The sequence below is a fragment of the Pseudarthrobacter sp. AL07 genome (assembly GCF_029960665.1).
Classification (GTDB): domain Bacteria; phylum Actinomycetota; class Actinomycetes; order Actinomycetales; family Micrococcaceae; genus Arthrobacter.
In genome coordinates, this window is sequence record NZ_JASBRB010000010.1 from 62,091 (window position 1) to 80,980 (window position 18,890).

Genomic DNA, 18,890 nt, shown 5'->3' on the forward strand with positions numbered 1-18,890 from the left:
AGATGATTGCACTTACTGCGGCGGAAATCGCCGATATCACACACGGCCGCCTGGACGCCGATCCGGGGATTGCACCCCTGTCAGTGGTCACTGATTCGCGGGATGCTGCCCCCGGGTCCTTGTATGTGGCGAAACCCGGCGAGCACGCTGACGGCCACGACTTCGTTGCCGCGGCCGTCAGCCGCGGCGCGGTGCTGGTTCTGGCTGAGCGCCCCGTGACGGGGCCGGATGGCGTTAACTATCCGGCCGTGCTGGTCGATGATGTCGTGCTGGCCATGGGCGCACTGGCATCCGAAGCGGTACATCGGATCCGGCTGGCCCGGTCTGCTGCAGGTGATGCCCTGACCGTCATTGGGATCACCGGTTCCGCCGGTAAAACCACCACTAAGGACCTCCTCGCCGGCATCCTCACCGGGCAGGGCGCCACCGTTGCCCCGCAAGGGTCCTACAACGGCGAGGTGGGCGTGCCCCTGACGGTCTTCCGGGCCGACACCCAAACGCGGTATCTGGTGATCGAGATGGGCGCGACGGGCATCGGGCACATCCGCTACCTGGCCAACATGGTGAAGCCTGACATCGGCGTCGTCCTAGGCATCGGCACTGCCCATGCCGGAGAGTTCGGCGGCGTGGACAACATTGCCCGGGCCAAGGGCGAGCTGGTGGAGGCCCTCGCGGCCGGCGGCACGGCCGTCATCAACCTCGACGACGACCGCGTCGCTGCCATGCGCAGCCGCACCGGCGCCAGCGTGCTGGGCTTCTCGGCCGAAGGGCGCCCTGACGCGACTGTTCGGGCCATGAATCCGGATACTAACGCCCAGGGCAACCCGGAATTCGAGCTCGTCCTACCCGGCGGTGAAACAGGCGTGCACGTCAGCAGCCGCCTCATCGGCGCCCACCACACAGTCAACCTCCTCGCCGCAGCAGCTGCCGCGCACGCGGCCGGAGTTCCCGGCAAGGACATCGCCGCATCGCTGAGCACACAGTCAGCGGCAAGCCGTTGGCGGATGGAACGCACGGAACGTGCTGACGGGGTGACCGTCATCAACGACGCCTACAACGCGAACCCGGAGTCCATGCGGGCGGCCCTGCGCACCCTGGCCGACCTGGGCCGCGGACGCCGCACCTGGGCGGTACTGGGCGCCATGCTGGAACTGGGACCTGATTCAATCCGTGAACACACCGTTGTGGGTACCCAGGTGGTCCGCCTGAACATTTCCCGGCTGGTCGTCGTCGGCCGCGAAGCCCGCGCACTTTACGTTTCCGCCGTCCAGGAGGGTTCCTGGGGCGACGAATGCGTATTTGCCGAAACCGCCGAGGACGCCTACGCGCTTCTGAACGCTGAGCTTCAACCCGGTGACCTGGTGCTTTTCAAGTCGTCCAACAGCGTTGGACTGCGGCACCTTGGCGATCGGATAGCATTACCCCCACAATCCACCGAACCCACCGATGAAGGGAGCGAACTGCTGTGATTGCACTCTTGATCGGCGCAGGACTTGCCCTGCTGTTTGCCTTGGTGGGAACGCCGCTGTTTATCCGCTTGCTTGTCCGCAAGAGCTACGGCCAATTCATTCGTGATGACGGACCCACCTCCCACCACACTAAACGCGGTACTCCCACGATGGGCGGCACCGTGGTGGTGGGCGCGGTCCTGCTCAGCTATGGCCTGACCCACCTGATTATGTGGATGATGAACCCGGATTCAGCAGGCCCCTCCGCCTCGGCCCTGATCCTGTTGTTCCTGATGGTCGGCATGGGGCTGGTGGGCTTCCTGGACGATTTCATCAAGATCTCGCGGCAGCGGAGCCTTGGCCTCGATGCGAAGGCCAAGCTCATCCTCCAGGCTGCCGTGGGTATAGCCTTCGCTATCCTGGCACTGAACTTTCCCGATGCGGACGGCCTGACGCCGGCCTCGACCAAAATTTCCCTGGTCCGTGACATTCCCTGGCTGGACCTGGCCTTCGCCGGCACGGTGGTCGGTGCAATCCTCTTTGTGTTGTGGTCCAACCTGATTGTCACCGCTGCGACCAACGGCGTGAACCTCACTGACGGACTGGACGGGCTAGCGGCCGGTGCGTCGGTCATGGTATTCGGTGCCTACACGCTGATGGGAATCTGGCAGAACAACCAGGGTTGCGGGTCGCCGCGCGAGACCGGCAGCGGATGCTACTCCGTCCGGGACCCCCTGGACCTGGCGCTCCTGGCCGCTATCCTGAGCGCAGCCTTGGTGGGGTTCCTCTGGTGGAACACGTCCCCGGCGAAGATCTTTATGGGCGACACCGGGTCATTGGCCATCGGCGGCGCGATCGCCGGCTTTGCCATCCTGTCGCGCACGGAACTGTTGCTGGGAATCATCGGCGGCCTGTTCGTCCTGATTACGCTGTCCGTGATCATCCAGGTGGGCTACTTCAAGGCCAGCGGCGGGAAACGCGTCTTCAAGATGGCGCCGCTGCAGCACCACTTCGAGCTCAAGGGCTGGGCAGAAGTCACGGTGGTGGTCCGGTTCTGGATCCTGGGCGGGCTCTTTGTGGCCGTGGGCCTGGGTGTCTTCTACGCTGAATGGGTTGTGCTCCTGTGACTGTTTCTCCCCGCCTGCAAAACCTGGTCAGTTGGGATTCGGATTGGGCAGGGCTGCGCGTTGCAGTGACCGGCATCGGAGTGTCCGGGTTCGCCGCTGCAGATACCCTTATCGAACTCGGGGCCCGGGTGGTTGTGGTTGATGCCGCCACCAGCGATACAGCCAGGGCACAGGCCGACACCCTGAAGATCGTCGGTGCCGTGGACGTGCTACTGGGCGAGGAGGCCGTAAACCGGATCCCCAAAATCGATGGCGGCTTCCCCGAACTCATCGTGACCTCCCCCGGCTGGCGTCCCGACCAGGCGCTCCTGGCAGCCGCTGCACGCGCGCACATTCCGGTCTGGGGCGACGTCGAGCTTGCCTGGCGCCTGCGCGTCCGGGCCGGGCACAAAACCGCTGACTGGCTGACCATCACCGGCACCAACGGCAAAACCACCACGGTGGGCCTGACCGCGTCGATGTTGCAGGCTGCCGGACTTAAGGCCATCGCGGTCGGCAACGTGGGCACCCCTATCCTGGATGCCCTTCGCGACCCCGTGGAGTACGACGCCTTCGCCGTTGAACTTTCCAGTTTCCAGCTGCACTGGGCTGAATCACTGTCGCCGGTGGCCAGCGTCTGCCTGAATGTTGCCGAGGACCACGTTGACTGGCATGGTTCCTACAATTCTTACCTCGCGGACAAAGCAAAGGTCTACGCGCGGACCCAGAAGGCGTGCATCTTCAACGCGGAGCAGATCGAGACCGAACGGATGGTTGAAGACGCCGAGGTCATCGAGGGCTGCCGTGCGGTCGGGGTCACGACGCTCACCCCGGCCATCAGCATGCTCGGCGTGGTTGAGGGCCTGCTGGTGGACCGTGCGTTTATCGAGGAACGCAAGGACAGCGCAGCCGAGCTGGCCTCGATGAGCGACCTGGGCCAGTTTGCGCCCCGGCACATGGTGGCCAACGCCCTTGCGGCGGCTGCCCTGGTCCGGGCCTACGGTGTGGATGCGAAGGCAGTGCGCCAGGGAATCCAGGACTACGTGCCCGGCAACCATCGCATCCAGCCTGTCGCCAAGCAGAACGGCGTGCTCTGGGTCAACGATTCCAAGGCCACCAATCCACACGCAGCGGCAGCTTCACTGGCCACCTTTGAGAACGTCATCTGGATCGCGGGCGGCCTGTCCAAGGGCGTCAGCTACGACCACCTGGTCCGGGACCACGCGGCCCGGCTCAAGGCCGTGGTGCTCATCGGCACGGATACCGCAGCCCTGGCGGACGCCTTGCAGCGACACGCGCCCGATGTCCCCGTGATCACGACGCCGGCGGGCGACACTGAAAATATGCAGACTGCCGCAACGGGCGGGGACATCACGGGCAGCTCGCCGGATTCCGGTGCAGCCGTGATGTCCCGGGCCGTTGCGTCAGCGGCGCAGCTGGCTGCATCAGGCGACACCGTGCTGATGGCCCCGGCAGCTGCTTCCATGGATCAGTTCTCTTCCTATGCTCACCGCGGCGACGCCTTTATTGACGCTGTCCGCGAGCTGGTGGAAGGGCAGGCCCAGACCGGCGAGGAGTAACAATGGTCAGCACGCCCACCCGGTCGCCGGACTCACAACCGCACTCCGGGAAACCCGCTTCGCCCATAAAGTCCACCATCACCCTGCCGGACCGGATCCGGGACATGTACCTGGCCTTCTGGTCAATGCTGGAAGGAACCGGTACTTCCAAGAACGGCTCAACGTACTACCTGATCCTCGGTTCCACGCTGGCCCTGACCGCAATCGGCATCATGATGGTGCTGTCGGCCTCAAGCGTCGAATCCATCGCTGCCGGAAAATCGCCGTACGGCGACGCCCTCAAGCAGGGTATGTTCGCGGCCATCGGCATTTTCACCATGTTCGTCCTCTCGCGGATCAACGTGGTCTGGCTGAAGCGCCTGGCTTGGCCCGGCCTGGGCGTGGCCCTTCTCCTCCTGGTCCTGGTGCAGCTGATCGGTGACGAAGTCAACGGAAACAAGAACTGGATCGACCTCGGCGGCATCACCTTCCAGCCGTCCGAGGCGTCCAAGCTGACACTGGCTCTGTGGATGGCCACAGTCCTGGCCAGGAAAGGAAAGCTGCTGCGGCGCTGGCTCCACGTGCTGATCCCGGCCGTGCCGCTGGCGGGTGCGGTGATCGGCCTGGTCCTGCTGGGCAATGACCTGGGGACAGCCATGATCATCATGATGATCACCGCCGCCGCCCTCTTCTTCGCCGGCGTACCTCTGTACCTGTTCGGGTTCGCCGCACTGGCGGCCGCAGCAGGCACAGCTGTCATGGCCATCACCAGTTCAAACCGCATGTGCCGCATCACCTCGTGGTGGACCGGCCAGTCCTGTGCCGACGGCATTGACGCCAATTACCAGGCCACCAACGGGCTCTACGGGCTCGCCTCCGGAGGCTGGTTCGGCGTCGGCCTCGGCCAGAGCCGGCAGAAGTACAGCTGGATCCCGGAAGCCCACAACGACTTCATTTTCGCCATTATCGGCGAGGAACTCGGCCTCGTGGGCACCGTCGTCGTGCTTGTCCTCTTTGCCATCCTCGGGGCTGCCATCTACCGCGTAGTGGTGGCTCAGGAAGATATGTTCCACCGCGTGCTGGCGGGCACCATCATGGTGTGGCTGCTGGGGCAGGCCACGGTCAACATGGCCGTGGTGACTGGGCTGATGCCTGTGATTGGCGTGCCGCTCCCGTTCATTTCCTACGGCGGGTCGGCACTTCTGATGTCGCTCTGCGCCGTGGGGGTGGTGTTGTCGCTAGCCCGCGCTCAGATGGCGCCGGCCCTCCGGCCGAAGAAACTGCTCAATTTCGGCGCCCGGAAGGCCGGCTTTGCCCCTGGCCGAACAGTTGCCGGCCGCAAAACAACTGGCACCAACACGGCCGGCCGCAATAAAACCGCCGGCGCCAAAACAACAGCAAGAAAGCGTTCGTAGCTCCAGATGACTTCCCAGAACCTGTCCATTGTCCTGGCGGGCGGCGGAACCGCCGGCCACATCAGCCCACTGCTGGCTATCGCGGCCGCCCTGCGTGCGGCTGCGCCCGGTGTTAGGCTGCTCGCCGTGGGCACACCTGCCGGCATGGAAACCCGGCTGGTGCCCGCCGCCGGCCTGGAACTGGCCACCATCGACCGGGTGCCGTTTCCGCGGAAACCTTCCGTTGATTTGCTCAGGCTGCCTGCACGCCTGGCCGGGGCGGTCAGGCAGTCCGGACGTATCCTCGATGAAGCTTCGGCCGACGTCCTGGTGGGTGTCGGCGGCTACGTCTGCACACCGCTGTACCTCGCTGCCCGGCGCCGGGGAATCCCCATCGTGATCCACGAAGCCAATGCCAGGCCGGGCCTGGCCAACCGGGTGGGATCGTTCCTGACACGTCACGTAGCCACCGCGTTCGACACCACGCGCCTGCGCCACGCCCGCCATGTGGGCATGCCCATGCGGACCGAAATCTCCAGCCTGGACCGGGACGCTGCCCGGGCCGCCGCCCGCGAAGCCCTGGGCCTGGATCCCACCATGCCCACCCTGATTGTGACCGGCGGTTCCTCCGGGGCCCAAAGCATCAACCGGGGGGTGGCCGCCGCCGTCCAGGACCTTGGCGCGGCAGGAATCCAGACCTTCCACATCACCGGCCGCGGCAAGCCGGTTTTGGGGCCGGACGGCAGCCCCCTCACTGTACCGGGCTACCGGCAGGTGGAATACGTGGACGGCATGGAACAGGTGTACGCCGCCGCGGACGTGCTGCTTGCGCGGTCCGGCGCAGCCACCGTCTGCGAAGTGGCCGCCGTCGGAGTGCCTGCGGTCTTTGTCCCGCTGCCAATCGGCAACGGCGAACAGGCACTCAACGCGGCGGGGCTCGTGAACGCCGGCGGCGCACTTCTGGTCCCGGACAAGGACTTCACCGCGAAGTGGGTGGCGAGCCAGCTGATTCCCCTGGTCACCGACCCCGGCCGCCTTGCCACCATGGCCGCAAGCTCGCGACACCTTGGCATCCGTAACGCCGATCAGCGCATGGCTGATCTTGTCCTGGAAGCGGTATCCGCATGATCCCCGCAAGCATCCGCAGCCAGGAGTCCCTGGGCCGCGTCCATTTCATCGGCATCGGCGGGGTGGGAATGTCCGCTGTGGCCCGCATTATGGTCGCCCGCGGGGTCGCCGTCAGCGGATCGGACGCGAAGGACCTTCCGGTCATGGCGGAGCTGGCAGCTGCCGGCGCGAGGATCGCGGTGGGATACGCCGCAGCCAACCTGGGCGATGCCCAGACCGTGGTGGCCGGCTCGGCGATCCGTACGGACAACCCCGAACTCGTAGCTGCGCGGGCGGCTGGCCTGCCGGTGCTGCACCGCTCGGAGGCGCTGGCGGCCACCATGGGCGAGGACCTCGTGGTGACTGTGGCAGGTACCCACGGCAAGTCCACTACCACCTCCATGATCACCGTCCTGCTCCAGGGTGCGGGGGTGGATCCGTCGTTTGCCATTGGCGCCAACGTGCCTGCGCTCGGCGTCAATGCCGCCCACGGCACCTCAGCGGTCTTTGTGGCCGAAGCGGACGAATCCGACGGGTCCTTCCTGAACTACAGGCCCAGGATTGCCGTGGTTACCAATGTCGAGCCCGACCATCTGGACCACTACGGCACTGCCGAGGCCGTCTACGAGTCCTTCGACCGCTTTACGGCGCTACTCCCGGCCGACGGGGTCCTGATTGCCTGCGCCGATGACGCGGGTGCAGCGGCCCTCGCAGAGCGAACGCGCGCGCGCGGCAATACCCGGGTGGTGTTGTACGGCACCTCGGGCGGGTCGGATCTGGTACTGCACGACGGCGGCCCGGGGGACGTGGCGGTCTCCTCACCCGCCGGACGGTTCGCCCTAAACCTGCAGGTCCCGGGCCGTCACAACGCGCTGAACGCCGCCGCCGCCGTAGCCGTCGCGCTGGAGCTGGGGGTCGGCGCCGAAGCTGCCGCAGGTGCCCTGGCGCACTTCTCGGGCGCTTCCCGGCGCTTTGAACTTAAAGGGGAGGCGCGCGGCGTGCGCGTCTATGACGACTATGCCCACCATCCCACCGAGGTCCGGGCCGCCCTGACGGCTGCCCGGTCCGTGGCCGGCGGGCACCGCGTCCATGTCCTGTTCCAGCCGCACCTGTTCTCCCGCACCAGGGAGTTTGCCACGGAGTTCGCGGCAGCGTTGAACCTTGCGGATACCGCTCTGGTCCTGGACATCTACCCCGCGCGCGAAGATCCCATCCCGGGCGTCACCAGCCAGCTCATCGTCGAACATCTGGCCGCCGGCGGACGGCTGGTGGAGTCGGGCAAAGCGGTCGCTGCCCTTACGGACGTGGCCGGTCCCGGCGACATCATCCTGACCGTCGGGGCAGGGGACGTGACGGCTTTCGGGCCGCAGGTAGTGCAGGCACTCGGTGGGTAGTCCGCGCCGGCCCACCTACGCTTCACCGGGCAGGCGGCAGCCACCCGCGCCAGCGGAACCGGAGGTCATCTCGGCGTCCAAAAGCGCCCCGGAAGCGGATACGCCGTCTCCGCCTGGCCGCAAAAGAGTGCAGGCCGCTGGCCGCCAGCGGTCAGCGGAAGAGGTGCCAGCGGGCCCTGACAAGGCACCGGCAGGTGCTGACAATGTGCTGGTATTCCCGGAGCCGCCCGGAAGGCGCCGCAAACGGAACATCCTGGTGACGCTGGGCATTGTCCTGGCGCTGGTCTGCGCGCTGCTGGCCGCCGCAATCTTCTCGCCGGTCCTTGCCGTAGGCACTGTGTCGGTGTCCGGGACGCAGCTCGTCACGACGGAGCAGGTCCAGGCCGCACTGGAACCGCTGAAGGGCAAGCCCCTGCCCCAGATCAGCGATGAGGAGGTCAGCCGCCTCCTGGCGCCCCTCGTTCAGATTAAATCCGTCTCAACCCAGGCGCGGCCGCCGTCAGGATTGGTGGTCCAGGTGCTGGAGCGAGTTCCGGTGGCACTGGTCAAGCAGGGGGAGCAGTACCAGTCGGTGGATGTGGACGGCGTGGTGCTGGCCAGCCCCGCGGACCCGGCCGGGGTTGCCCTGCCCGTGATCGACGGCGGCGCCGGAGCGATCGGTAAGGACCTTTTCCAGGCCACTGCAGCGGTCCTCGGTGCACTCCCCCTGGACGTGCTGTCGAGGCTGTCCAACGCGTCCGCTCAGTCGGTGGATGCCGTGGAGCTCAAATTGGTGGACGGCCAGACCATTATTTGGGGGAATGCGGGGGAGAAGGAGCTCAAAGCCAAGGTGCTCGAAGCCCTCCTCAAGGTTCCCGCGGACCCGAAGAACCCCGTCCGTGTGTACGATGTGAGCGCGCCCCGGCATCCGGTGACGCGCTGATCGCTTTATTTACCGGGTATTCGCGCGACACGCGGCTCCGGTTATTGAATGTCTGAACCATAGGAAATAGCGTTCCAGACATGAGTTACTTGACATAACTATAACCTTCAACTCGAAGGTTAAGGTTCGATGCTTCAAGCCCGACTCCACAGTTTTCGCAATAGGACACGAACAAGGGACACGTAACGTGGCAGCTCCGCAGAACTACTTGGCCGTCATCAAGGTCGTCGGCATCGGCGGCGGTGGCGTGAACGCAGTCAACCGCATGATCGAGGTCGGCCTCCGGGGTGTTGAATTCATCGCCATCAATACAGATGCCCAGGCTCTGCTGATGAGCGACGCCGACGTCAAACTCGACGTCGGACGCGAACTGACACGCGGGCTCGGTGCAGGCGCCAACCCCGAGGTGGGCAAGCAGGCTGCGGAGGACCACGCCGACGAAATCGAAGAGGTCATCCGCGGCGCGGACATGGTCTTCGTCACCGCCGGTGAAGGCGGTGGTACCGGAACCGGTGGCGCCCCCGTCGTTGCGCGCATCGCCCGCTCCCTGGGTGCGCTGACCATAGGCGTTGTTACCCGTCCGTTCACCTTCGAAGGCCGCCGCCGTGCGGGCTCCGCCGAGGCCGGCATCGACGCCCTGCGCGACGAAGTCGACACCCTGATCGTGATCCCGAACGACCGCCTCCTGTCCATCAGCGACCGCAACGTCTCCGTCCTGGACGCTTTCCGCTCCGCTGACCAAGTGCTCCTCTCCGGTGTCCAGGGCATCACGGACCTCATTACCACCCCCGGCCTGATCAACCTTGACTTCGCGGACGTCAAGTCGGTCATGCAGGGTGCCGGCTCCGCACTCATGGGCATCGGCTCCGCCCGCGGCGAAGACCGCGCGGTGAAGGCCGCGGAACTGGCCATCGCGTCCCCGTTGCTGGAAGCCTCCATCGACGGCGCCCACGGTGTCCTGCTCTCCATCCAGGGCGGTTCCGACCTCGGCTTGTTCGAAATCAACGAAGCTGCCCGCCTGGTCCAGGAAGTGGCCCACCCGGAAGCCAACATCATCTTCGGTGCCGTGATCGACGACGCACTTGGTGACGAGGCCCGCGTCACGGTCATCGCCGCTGGTTTTGACGACGTCAAGGCCACCTCTCCTTCGATGGACCAGTCGCAGCCGCAGGTTGCTCCGCAGCGGCCCGCAGCGGCCCCTGCTCCGGCCCAGGCGCCCACGTCGGGTGGCAGCCACCAGCATAACGTCCAGCCGGTTCACGCAGGCGTTGGTGCGTCAGGCCTCAGCAACTGGGGCCAGCAGCGCCCGTCGGCGGTCCCCGCCGATTCAGGCTTCGACGTCGACCTGCCCTCAGTTGTGGAGCCGGACCTCTCGGGGAACCGCGCCGATGACCTGGATGTCCCCGACTTCCTGAAGTAGGGCCCGGGTTGTTCTATTGGCGGGCCGAAGTCTCTGCTGGCGTAAGCGTGGCGTTTACAGACACACAGGCCGGCAATCTTGCCCTGCACGTCGGCGACAATGCCGGCCGCGTTCTCCAGCGCCGCGAGGCGTTGGAGAACGCGGCCGGCATAACCCGTGGGTCCCTCCGGTTCATGGAACAGGTCCACGGCACGTCCATTGTCATGATGGAGCCGGCCACGCCGGCGCCGACCGCCGACGCCATGGTGTCGCGGGGACTGCCGCTGGCGGTCATGGTGGCTGACTGCATCCCCGCGGTGCTGGTGGGTCAGGGGCCGGGCGGTCCGGTGCTCGCCGCCGTACACTCAGGCCGGCCGGGGATAGAAAACGGAATTCTCCCGGCGGCAGCGGCGCGTATGCGCTCAGCCGGGGCCACCGGCATCCGTGCCTGGCTGGGCCCGTCAATCTGCGGACGTTGCTATGAAGTGCCGGCCGACCTGCGCGGCCACGTGGCAGAGCAGGTACCCGCAACGTGGGCCGCCACATCCTGGGGCACACCGGCCCTTGATCTCCCGGCGGGGGCGAAGAGCCAGCTTGAAGCAGCCGGGGTTGTCATTGAATATGCGGGCCCGTGCACGCTCGAGTCCGACGAGCTCTTCTCCTACCGCAGGTCCCACAGCACCGGGCGCTTTGCCGGACTGGTGTGGTCGCATGAATGAGGATGTGGTGGAGGACGATCCGGCGCGGATGGCTGATCTGGCGGAACGCCTCGGCGCCGTGCAGCGTCGTATTGAAGCCGCCCTCCAGGATTCAGGCCGGGAAGGGGACCGTCCCACGCTGATTGTGGTCACCAAGTTCCACCCGGCCGCGGATATCAGGCTTCTCGCCGCGCTGGGCGTCCACGACGTCGGCGAGAACCGGGATCAGGAAGCCTCTTCGAAGGCGGTCGAACTGGCGGGCCTCGGCCTCAACTGGCACTTCGTCGGGCAGTTGCAGAGCAAAAAAGCGAAGTCCGTGGCCAAATATGCCCACGCGCTCCATTCGGTGGACCGGCTGGCCCTGGTGGAGGGCCTGGAGCGCGCCATTGCGGCGGAACAGGAGCGGACGGGCCGGGGAGCCCTGGAATGCTTCATCCAAGTCAGCCTCGACGACGACGCCGGCGCCCACCGCGGCGGCGCGGCTGCGGCGGAGGTGCCGCTCCTGGCGGAGCAGTTGGCGGCCGCGGCAGGACTGGAATTGGCGGGTGTTATGGCCGTCGCCCCGTTGGGTACCGGCCCGGCGGCAGCCTTCGAAAAGCTGGCAGCCATCTCGGCGCGCTTGGTGGCCGAGCATCCCGGCGCAACGGCCATCTCGGCCGGCATGAGCCAGGACCTGGAAGCGGCCATCCGTTTCGGTGCGACACACCTGCGGATCGGTTCCGATATTCTCGGATCGCGTCCTGACGTGGGGTAGCGTCGAACCCATAGGAAGTGAGTGGCGGGGGATTCAAGGCTGTCAAGTCATTGGGCGGCCCGCCTACGGACACGATTAGGAGTCGACCATGGCCGGCGCTCTGCGCAAGACAATGATCTATCTTGGGCTCGCCGATGGCGATGAACACTACGAGTCCGAGCACACCACAACACGTAAGGACGAGGACGATTCGATGGAAGTTGACCGCGAGGAACGCCGTGCACCGGCACCCGTCCGCGATGTCAGCCGCGAGTCATCTCACGCCCCTGAAGAGGAATACCGCGCACCAGTGACCCCCATCAAGCGTGCGGCCTCGAGCCGCGAAGAACCGTCTGGGCTTCGGCAGATCACCACGATCCACCCGCGGTCCTACAATGACGCCAAGCTCATCGGTGAGAGTTTCCGGGACGGAATTCCTGTCATCATGAACGTGACCGATATGGGCGAAGCGGACGCGAAACGACTCGTCGACTTCTCGGCCGGTCTGGTTTTCGGCCTCCGGGGCAGCATCGAACGCGTCACCAACAAGGTTTTCCTGCTGTCGCCGTCCTACATTGAAGTCATTGGCGATGACAAAAAGGTCAGTGAGACCCAGGCCAGCTTCTTCAATCAAAGTTAGCCCTGAGCTTATTCCGGATGCCAGACAGGTACACCTGTCTGGCATCTGTGCTGAAATAGACAAGAAACATTGGCAAGGCGCCGCGGTATCGGGAATGGACATGGAGATATGAGTTAAGTCATGGGAATTATTTTCGGACTTGTCTATATCGCCCTTTTGCTGTTCTTCGTGGCGTTGATCATCCGGCTGGTTTTTGACTGGGTCCAGATGTTTGCCAAGGGATGGCGTCCGCGTGGTATTGCCCTTGTGGTGGCCCACGCTGTGTATTCGATCACCGATCCACCGCTGAAGGGGCTCCGTCGGCTGATCCCGCCGTTGAGGCTCGGAGGGGTGACCTTGGACCTCGGGTTTTTGGTCCTGTTCATCGGCGTCAGCATCGCGATGGCGGTCACCAGGGGTTTCGCGTAATCTTCGACAAGACCTAGCAGAGCAGGCGGAGTTCCTGCAATTGGAACTCCCTCTGAGCCGCGAAGAAATCTCCGGTTTGACACTCAGTGTTGAATTAGAGGAACCAGACAATATTTAGGTACCGTAGTTTTGACGGCCGGAAGGCCTACTGACTAACTAGACCAATGAGGTGACCAGATGGCTTTGACGCCAGAAGACGTTGTCAACAAGCGCTTTCAGCCGACCAAGTTCCGCGAAGGCTACGACCAGGATGAAGTTGATGACTTCCTGGACGAGATCGTTGTGGAACTCAGGCGCCTGAACCAGGAGAATGACGAGCTCCGCAAGAAGCTTGCAGAATCAGGTTCCGGAGTGCCGGCCAGCTCGGCTGCGTCCGCCCCCGTGGTCGAGAACGTTCCCGCCCCCGTCAAGGCTGACAAAGTTGAGTCTCCGGCGAAGGCTGAAGTCGAGACTAAAACTCCCGATGCTGCCAAGAAGAAGGAAGCCGAGCCGGTCGCACCTGTCGCAGCCGCTCCGGCTGTGGCGCCCACCGCCGCCGGGAGCTCGGTTTCGGCCGAGTCCGCTGCAGGACTGCTCGCCATGGCGCAGCAGATGCATGACCGTCACGTCGCCGACGGTCAGTCCCAGAAGGACAAGATCATCGCCGAGGCCCAGATCGAGGCCAGCAGCCTGGTCAACGATGCCCAGGAGAAGTCCCGGAAGATCCTCGGTGCCCTCGAACAGCAGCGCTCCGTCCTGGAACGCAAGGTGGAGCAGCTCCGCGGCTTCGAACGCGACTACCGCTCACGCCTGAAGGCCTACATTGAAGGCCAGCTGCGCGACCTTGACGCCCGCGGTTCCGTAGCGGCCCCAGAGGTTGAAGCGAACTAGTTCGCCAAGCACGTATTCTGAGAACCGGTGGCTGAGGATTCCTCGGCTGCCGGTTTTTGGGATTTAACATCGGTTTCACAAAATGAAAGCACCATGACTGACCACCTCGCCGCTGACGCCGCAAACCCTTCTCCCGCATCGGTCCGCCCCCGGCGGGCACTCCTGCTCTCGCTCTTCGCCGGCTTCGCGGTTTTTGCGTACGTCCTGGACCAGCTGACAAAACAGTGGGTGACGTCCTCGATGGTGGAGGGTGAACGTATACCGGTGCTGCCGCCGCTCCTGCACTGGTACTTCATCCGAAATTCCGGAGCCGCATTTTCGATCGGTGAAAATGTTACCTGGGTGTTCTCCATCATCATGGCCGGCGTCGCCATCGCCATCCTGTTCCAGGTACGCAAGCTGGGCTCGTCCTGGTGGTCGCTGGCACTCGGCCTTCTCCTGGGCGGTGCCCTGGGCAACCTGACGGACAGGCTCTTCCGGGAGCCCTCGTTCGGCATGGGGCATGTGGTGGACTTCATCCAACTGCCGAATTTTGCGATTTTCAACATCGCCGATTCCGCCGTGGTTTCAGCAGTAGTCATCATCTGCATCCTGACATTGCGGGGGATCGCCCTTGATGGCTCACGGCACGACGCGGCACCACGGAAAGAGGCGGCCCAGCCGAAGGACACGGACGGTGTCTGAGCGTGTGGTGGTCGCCGACGAAGTCGGTGGAACACGGGCGGACGCCGGGCTCGCCAAGCTGATGGGGATTTCCCGGTCGATGGCCGCGACCCTCATTGCCGAGGGCAATGTGGTGAGCCGCGGCAAGAAGCTCGGCAAGTCCGCGCGGTTGGTTACCGGCGATGTCCTGGAAGTGACGGTGCCTGAACGACGGGACCCGCTCGAAGTGGTGGAGGAAGTTGTGGAAGGCCTGAATATCCTGCTGGACGACGACGAATTTGTTGTTGTTGACAAGCCAGTGGGCGTTGCCGCGCATCCATCCCCCGGCTGGGTAGGCCCCACCGTGGTTGGCGGGCTCGCCGGAGCCGGATTCCGGATCTCGACGTCGGGTTCTCCCGAGCGGGTGGGGATCGTGCACCGGCTCGACGTCGGCACGTCCGGGGTAATGGTGGTGGCCAAGACGGAGCGCGCCTATACGGCCCTGAAGCGGGCCTTCAAGGAGCGCACCGTGGACAAGGTCTACCACGCGGTGGTCCAGGGGCTACCGGATCCGCTGGAGGGCACCATCGACGCGCCAATCGGGCGCCACCCCGGACACGACTGGCGCTTTGCGGTGATCGAAGACGGCAGGCCGTCGGTCACGCACTATGAGGTGTTGGAGGCGTTTGGCAAAGCCACCCTGGTGGAGGTGCACCTTGAGACCGGGCGCACACACCAGATCCGTGTCCACTTTTCGGCGCTGCGGCACCCATGCGCGGGAGATCTTACCTACGGAGCGGATCCTCGGCTCGCCGCCACCCTGGGCCTGACCCGGCAATGGCTCCATGCCCGGCAGCTCGGCTTCGACCACCCGGCAACGGGGGAGCGCGTCACCGTGACCAGCGAATACCCGCAGGATCTGGCCTTTGCCCTCGCAGTCCTGGAGTCGGGCGAAGCCTAGCAGGGGCTCGCTGGCGTTGGGCGGCCGGCCAGCGCTTAGAATGGTGCGGTGACTTCCAGCAATGCCTCGTTCGTCCATCTCCATAACCACACCGAATACTCCATGTTGGACGGCGCAGCCCGCCTGGGTGAGCTCTTCAACGAGACTGAACGCCTCGGGATGCCGGCACTGGCCACCACCGACCACGGATACCTGTTCGGGGCTTTCGATTTCTGGAAGCGCGCCACGGACCAAGGGATCAAGCCGATTATCGGTGTGGAAGCCTACGTCACCCCCGGTACTGCGCGCACGGACAAAAGCCGTGTCCGCTGGGGCGAGGAACATCAGCGCAAGGACGACATCTCCGGCGGTGGTTCCTACACCCACATGACGCTGTTGAGCTATAACAACGTCGGCATGCGCAACCTCTTCCGGGCTTCGTCCATCGGCTCGCTGGACGCAGTTTTCGGCAAATGGCCGCGTTTGGACCGTGAGCTCCTCAACACATACTCCGAGGGCCTGATCGCCACCACGGGCTGCCCTTCGGGGGAGGTCCAGACCCGGCTGCGGCTGGGCCAGTACCGCGAGGCCTTGGAAGCCGCCTCGGAATTCCGCGACATTTTCGGTGCGGAGAACTATTTCTGCGAACTGATGGACCACGGCCTGGACATCGAACGACGGGTCACGGGAGACCTGCTGCGGCTCGCCAAGGATCTGAACCTGCCGCTGGTGGCCACCAACGACCTTCACTACACGCACGAACATGACGCCAAGGCACACGAGGCACTGCTTGCGATCCAGTCAGGTTCCACGTTGCTGGAGCCGTCCTATGACAACGGCGGCTCCCGCTTTGCTTTCTCGGGCAGCGGCTACTACCTCAAGTCCCCGCAGGAGATGCGGGAGCTGTTCAGGGATCACCCGGATGCTTGCGACAACACCCTGCTGATCGCCGAGCGCTGCGATGTCTCGTTCAACACCGGCGCAAACTACATGCCGCGGTTTCCATGCCCGCCGGGCGAGGACGAGACATCCTGGCTGGTCAAGGAAGTTGCTACGGGACTGGAATACCGGTACCCGGGCGGTGTCCCGGACAAAGTCCGCACCCAGGCGGACTACGAGCTCGAAGTTATCACTTCCATGGGCTTCCCGGGATACTTCCTGGTGGTGGCCGACTTCATCAACTGGGCGAAGAAGAACGGCATCCGCGTCGGTCCCGGCCGCGGCTCCGGCGCCGGCTCCATGGTGGCGTACGCCATGCGCATCACGGACCTTGATCCGCTTCATCACGGCCTGATCTTTGAGCGGTTCCTCAACCCTGACCGGGTGTCCATGCCTGACTTTGACGTTGACTTCGATGACCGGCGCCGGTCCGAGGTCATCGACTATGTGACCCGGAAATACGGCGACGAGCGCGTGGCAATGATTGTCACGTACGGCACCATCAAAACCAAGCAGGCGCTGAAGGACTCCTCCCGTGTGCTGGGCTACCCGTTCAGCATGGGAGAGCAGCTGACCAAGGCGCTCCCGCCGGCCGTGATGGCCAAGGACATCCCGCTCGCCGACATCCAGAACAAGGACTCCAAGCGCTACAGCGAGGCCGGTGACTTCCGCCAGCTGATCGCCACCGATCCCGAGGCCGCGAAGGTCTTTGAGACTGCCCTCGGCATTGAGGGGCTGAAGCGCCAGTGGGGCGTGCACGCCGCTGGCGTCATTATGTCCTCGGACCCCATCATCGACGTCATCCCGGTCATGCGCCGTATCCAGGACGGCCAGGTGATCACGCAGTTCGACTACCCCACCTGTGAGGGGCTGGGCCTGATCAAGATGGACTTCCTCGGCCTGCGGAACCTGACGATCATTTCCGACGCCCTGGAGAACATCAAACTCAACCGCGGCCTGGACCTTGACCTGGACAGCCTGGCACTGGATGACGTGGCCTCGTATGAACTGCTGGCCCGGGGCGACACCCTGGGTGTTTTCCAGCTTGATGGCGGTCCCATGCGGTCCCTGCTGAAGCTGATGAAGCCTGACAACTTCGAGGACATCTCCGCAGTGCTGGCTCTTTACCGGCCCGGTCCGATGGGCGCGAATGCGCACACCGACTACGCGCTGCGCAAAAACGGGATCCAAGAAGTCATCCCCATCCACCCCGAGCTCAAGGAACCGCTTGCTGAAATCCTTGGCGGGACCTACGGACTGATCGTTTATCAGGAGCAGGTGATGGCCGTAGCCCAGAAACTCGCCGGCTATTCGCTTGGGCAGGCAGACATCCTGCGGCGCGCTATGGGCAAAAAGAAGAAATCCGAGCTGGACAAGCAGTTCGCCGGATTCTCCCAGGGAATGCAGGACAACGGCTACTCCATGGCCGCAGTGAAGACCCTGTGGGACATCCTGCTGCCGTTCTCCGACTACGCCTTCAACAAGGCCCACTCGGCCGCGTATGGCGTGATCTCCTACTGGACCGCGTACCTGAAGGCGCACTTTGCGCCGGAGTACATGGCTGCCCTGCTGACGTCTGTTGGGGACGACAAGGACAAATCGGCAATCTACCTCAACGAATGCCGGCGCATGGGAATCACCGTGCTGCCGCCGGACGTGAACGAATCCGCGCTGAACTTCACTCCGGTAGGCACCGACATCCGATTCGGCATGGGCGCCATCCGCAACGTGGGCGTCAATGCCGTCGAAGCTATGGTGGTCGCGCGCGAGAAGGAAGGCGCCTACACGTCCTTTAAGGACTACCTCATGAAGGTCCCCGCGGTGGTCTGCAACAAGCGGACCATTGAATCCCTGATCAAGGCCGGTGCCTTCGATTCCCTCAACCACCACCGGCGTGCGCTGGCGATGATCCATGAGGAGGCCATCGACTCCGTGATCACGCTCAAGCGAAACGAAGCAATCGGCCAGTTCGATCTCTTCGCCGGTTTCGAGGAGGCAGAATCCGAAGCGTCGCTGAGCATCGAGATCCCCGACCTGCCGGAATGGGAGAAGAAAGACAAGCTCTCCTTTGAGCGCGACATGCTTGGCCTGTATGTGTCAGATCACCCGCTGCAGGGCCTGGAAGGACTGCTCAGCCAGCACGCGGACCAGTCCATCACCTCGATCATCGGCGAAGACGGGCCCCACGACGGTGCCATCATCACCATCTCCGGCATGATCACCTCCCTCAGCCGCAGGATCGCCAAGGCGAGTGGCAATGCCTATGCCCGGGCCGAAATTGAAGACCTCGGCGGTTCGATGGAGGTGATGTTCTTCGGCCAGGTCTACGGCCCCATCGCGTCGGTCCTTGCCGAGGACCTGATCGTCGTGGTCAAGGGCCGCCTGCAGCGGCGGGACGACGGTGCCGTGGCGCTGAACTGCATGGAACTGTCCGTTCCGGACCTCAGTGAAGGAACCAACGGCCCCGTGCTCATTTCAATGCCCACGCACAAGGCCACCGAGGCTGTTGTCACCGAACTGGGAGATGTCCTTCGGAACCATCGGGGGAACTCGGAGGTCAGGCTGCACCTGCAGGGCGACACCCGGACGGAGGTCATGGGGCTGCCCGTCCATCTCCGGGTCAACCCCAGTCCGTCACTGTTCGGTGACCTGAAGGTGCTCCTGGGCCCAACCTGCCTGGATAACTAGGTT

General features: G+C 64.4%; 16 protein-coding genes. All 16 read left to right on the forward strand.

Going from position 1 to position 18,890, the window contains the following annotated elements:
- Nucleotides 1–2 precede the first annotated feature (2 nt).
- The 16 genes from murF (at nucleotide 3) to dnaE (ending at nucleotide 18,887) form a co-directional block, all read left to right on the forward strand.
- Nucleotides 3–1,469 (forward strand): UDP-N-acetylmuramoyl-tripeptide--D-alanyl-D-alanine ligase, encoded by a 1,467-nt coding sequence (gene murF, locus QK290_RS10460; protein WP_282330600.1) that lies wholly within the window; start codon nucleotides 3–5, stop codon nucleotides 1,467–1,469.
- Nucleotides 1,466–2,575 carry a phospho-N-acetylmuramoyl-pentapeptide-transferase gene (mraY, locus tag QK290_RS10465; protein ID WP_282330601.1) on the forward strand — a complete coding sequence of 370 codons (1,110 nt, stop codon included), beginning with the start codon at nucleotides 1,466–1,468 and terminating at the stop codon, nucleotides 2,573–2,575. Before murF ends, mraY begins: the two co-directional genes overlap by 4 nt.
- A complete protein-coding gene (gene murD, locus QK290_RS10470) occupies nucleotides 2,557–4,134 on the forward strand; it encodes a UDP-N-acetylmuramoyl-L-alanine--D-glutamate ligase (protein WP_282330602.1) in 1,578 nt (525 codons plus the stop codon). The genes mraY and murD overlap by 19 nt, the downstream gene beginning before the upstream one ends.
- Before the next feature lie 2 nt (nucleotides 4,135–4,136).
- Nucleotides 4,137–5,528, forward strand: a complete 1,392-nt coding sequence (ftsW, locus tag QK290_RS10475) for a putative lipid II flippase FtsW (protein WP_282330603.1) — start codon at nucleotides 4,137–4,139, stop codon at nucleotides 5,526–5,528.
- A gap of 6 nt (nucleotides 5,529–5,534) precedes the next feature.
- Entirely contained in the window at nucleotides 5,535–6,635 is a 1,101-nt protein-coding gene (gene murG / locus QK290_RS10480; RefSeq protein WP_282330604.1) for an undecaprenyldiphospho-muramoylpentapeptide beta-N-acetylglucosaminyltransferase, read from the forward strand.
- A complete protein-coding gene (gene murC / locus QK290_RS10485; protein WP_282330605.1) occupies nucleotides 6,632–8,008 on the forward strand; it encodes a UDP-N-acetylmuramate--L-alanine ligase in 1,377 nt (458 codons plus the stop codon). The genes murG and murC overlap by 4 nt, the downstream gene beginning before the upstream one ends.
- 163 nt (nucleotides 8,009–8,171) lie before the next feature.
- Entirely contained in the window at nucleotides 8,172–8,930 is a 759-nt protein-coding gene (locus QK290_RS10490) for an FtsQ-type POTRA domain-containing protein (protein ID WP_282330606.1), read from the forward strand.
- Nucleotides 8,931–9,117: 187 nt separating this feature from the next.
- Nucleotides 9,118–10,350: a cell division protein FtsZ gene (ftsZ, locus tag QK290_RS10495; RefSeq protein ID WP_248761656.1), complete on the forward strand. Its 1,233-nt coding sequence runs from the start codon at nucleotides 9,118–9,120 to the stop codon at nucleotides 10,348–10,350.
- Nucleotides 10,351–10,358: 8 nt separating this feature from the next.
- Nucleotides 10,359–11,048, forward strand: a complete 690-nt coding sequence (locus tag QK290_RS10500) for a polyphenol oxidase family protein (RefSeq protein ID WP_282330607.1) — start codon at nucleotides 10,359–10,361, stop codon at nucleotides 11,046–11,048.
- Nucleotides 11,041–11,781 carry a YggS family pyridoxal phosphate-dependent enzyme gene (locus QK290_RS10505; protein WP_282330608.1) on the forward strand — a complete coding sequence of 247 codons (741 nt, stop codon included), beginning with the start codon at nucleotides 11,041–11,043 and terminating at the stop codon, nucleotides 11,779–11,781. The genes QK290_RS10500 and QK290_RS10505 overlap by 8 nt, the downstream gene beginning before the upstream one ends.
- An 88-nt stretch (nucleotides 11,782–11,869) precedes the next feature.
- Nucleotides 11,870–12,400, forward strand: coding sequence for a cell division protein SepF (gene sepF / locus QK290_RS10510; protein WP_056342219.1), 531 nt, complete (start codon nucleotides 11,870–11,872; stop codon nucleotides 12,398–12,400).
- A 120-nt stretch (nucleotides 12,401–12,520) separates the two neighbouring features.
- The gene (locus QK290_RS10515; RefSeq protein ID WP_282330609.1) at nucleotides 12,521–12,808 is read left to right on the forward strand and encodes a YggT family protein; all 288 of its coding nucleotides are present in this window, start codon (nucleotides 12,521–12,523) and stop codon (nucleotides 12,806–12,808) included.
- A 177-nt stretch (nucleotides 12,809–12,985) separates the two neighbouring features.
- Nucleotides 12,986–13,678, forward strand: coding sequence for a DivIVA domain-containing protein (locus QK290_RS10520; protein ID WP_282330610.1), 693 nt, complete (start codon nucleotides 12,986–12,988; stop codon nucleotides 13,676–13,678).
- A gap of 93 nt (nucleotides 13,679–13,771) precedes the next feature.
- On the forward strand, nucleotides 13,772–14,362 hold the full coding sequence (gene lspA, locus QK290_RS10525; protein ID WP_282330611.1) for a signal peptidase II: 591 nt from the start codon (nucleotides 13,772–13,774) through the stop codon (nucleotides 14,360–14,362).
- Nucleotides 14,355–15,281: an RluA family pseudouridine synthase gene (locus QK290_RS10530; RefSeq protein ID WP_282330612.1), complete on the forward strand. Its 927-nt coding sequence runs from the start codon at nucleotides 14,355–14,357 to the stop codon at nucleotides 15,279–15,281. Before lspA ends, QK290_RS10530 begins: the two co-directional genes overlap by 8 nt.
- A gap of 48 nt (nucleotides 15,282–15,329) precedes the next feature.
- On the forward strand, nucleotides 15,330–18,887 hold the full coding sequence (gene dnaE / locus QK290_RS10535) for a DNA polymerase III subunit alpha (RefSeq protein WP_282330613.1): 3,558 nt from the start codon (nucleotides 15,330–15,332) through the stop codon (nucleotides 18,885–18,887).
- The last annotated feature ends 3 nt before the right edge of the window (nucleotides 18,888–18,890 follow it).

Bases quoted from the DNA above. Each gene is read 5' to 3' on its own strand.
- murF (WP_282330600.1), top strand. From the start codon at position 3: ATGATTGCACTTACTGCGGCGGAAATCGCCGATATCACACACGGCCGC.
- murD (WP_282330602.1), top strand. From the start codon at position 2,557: ATGGGTTGTGCTCCTGTGACTGTTTCTCCCCGCCTGCAAAACCTGGTC.
- ftsW (WP_282330603.1), top strand. From the start codon at position 4,137: ATGGTCAGCACGCCCACCCGGTCGCCGGACTCACAACCGCACTCCGGG.
- murG (WP_282330604.1), top strand. From the start codon at position 5,535: ATGACTTCCCAGAACCTGTCCATTGTCCTGGCGGGCGGCGGAACCGCC.
- murC (WP_282330605.1), top strand. From the start codon at position 6,632: ATGATCCCCGCAAGCATCCGCAGCCAGGAGTCCCTGGGCCGCGTCCAT.
- QK290_RS10505 (WP_282330608.1), top strand. From the start codon at position 11,041: ATGAATGAGGATGTGGTGGAGGACGATCCGGCGCGGATGGCTGATCTG.
- sepF (WP_056342219.1), top strand. From the start codon at position 11,870: ATGGCCGGCGCTCTGCGCAAGACAATGATCTATCTTGGGCTCGCCGAT.
- QK290_RS10515 (WP_282330609.1), top strand. From the start codon at position 12,521: ATGGGAATTATTTTCGGACTTGTCTATATCGCCCTTTTGCTGTTCTTC.
- QK290_RS10520 (WP_282330610.1), top strand. From the start codon at position 12,986: ATGGCTTTGACGCCAGAAGACGTTGTCAACAAGCGCTTTCAGCCGACC.
- lspA (WP_282330611.1), top strand. From the start codon at position 13,772: ATGACTGACCACCTCGCCGCTGACGCCGCAAACCCTTCTCCCGCATCG.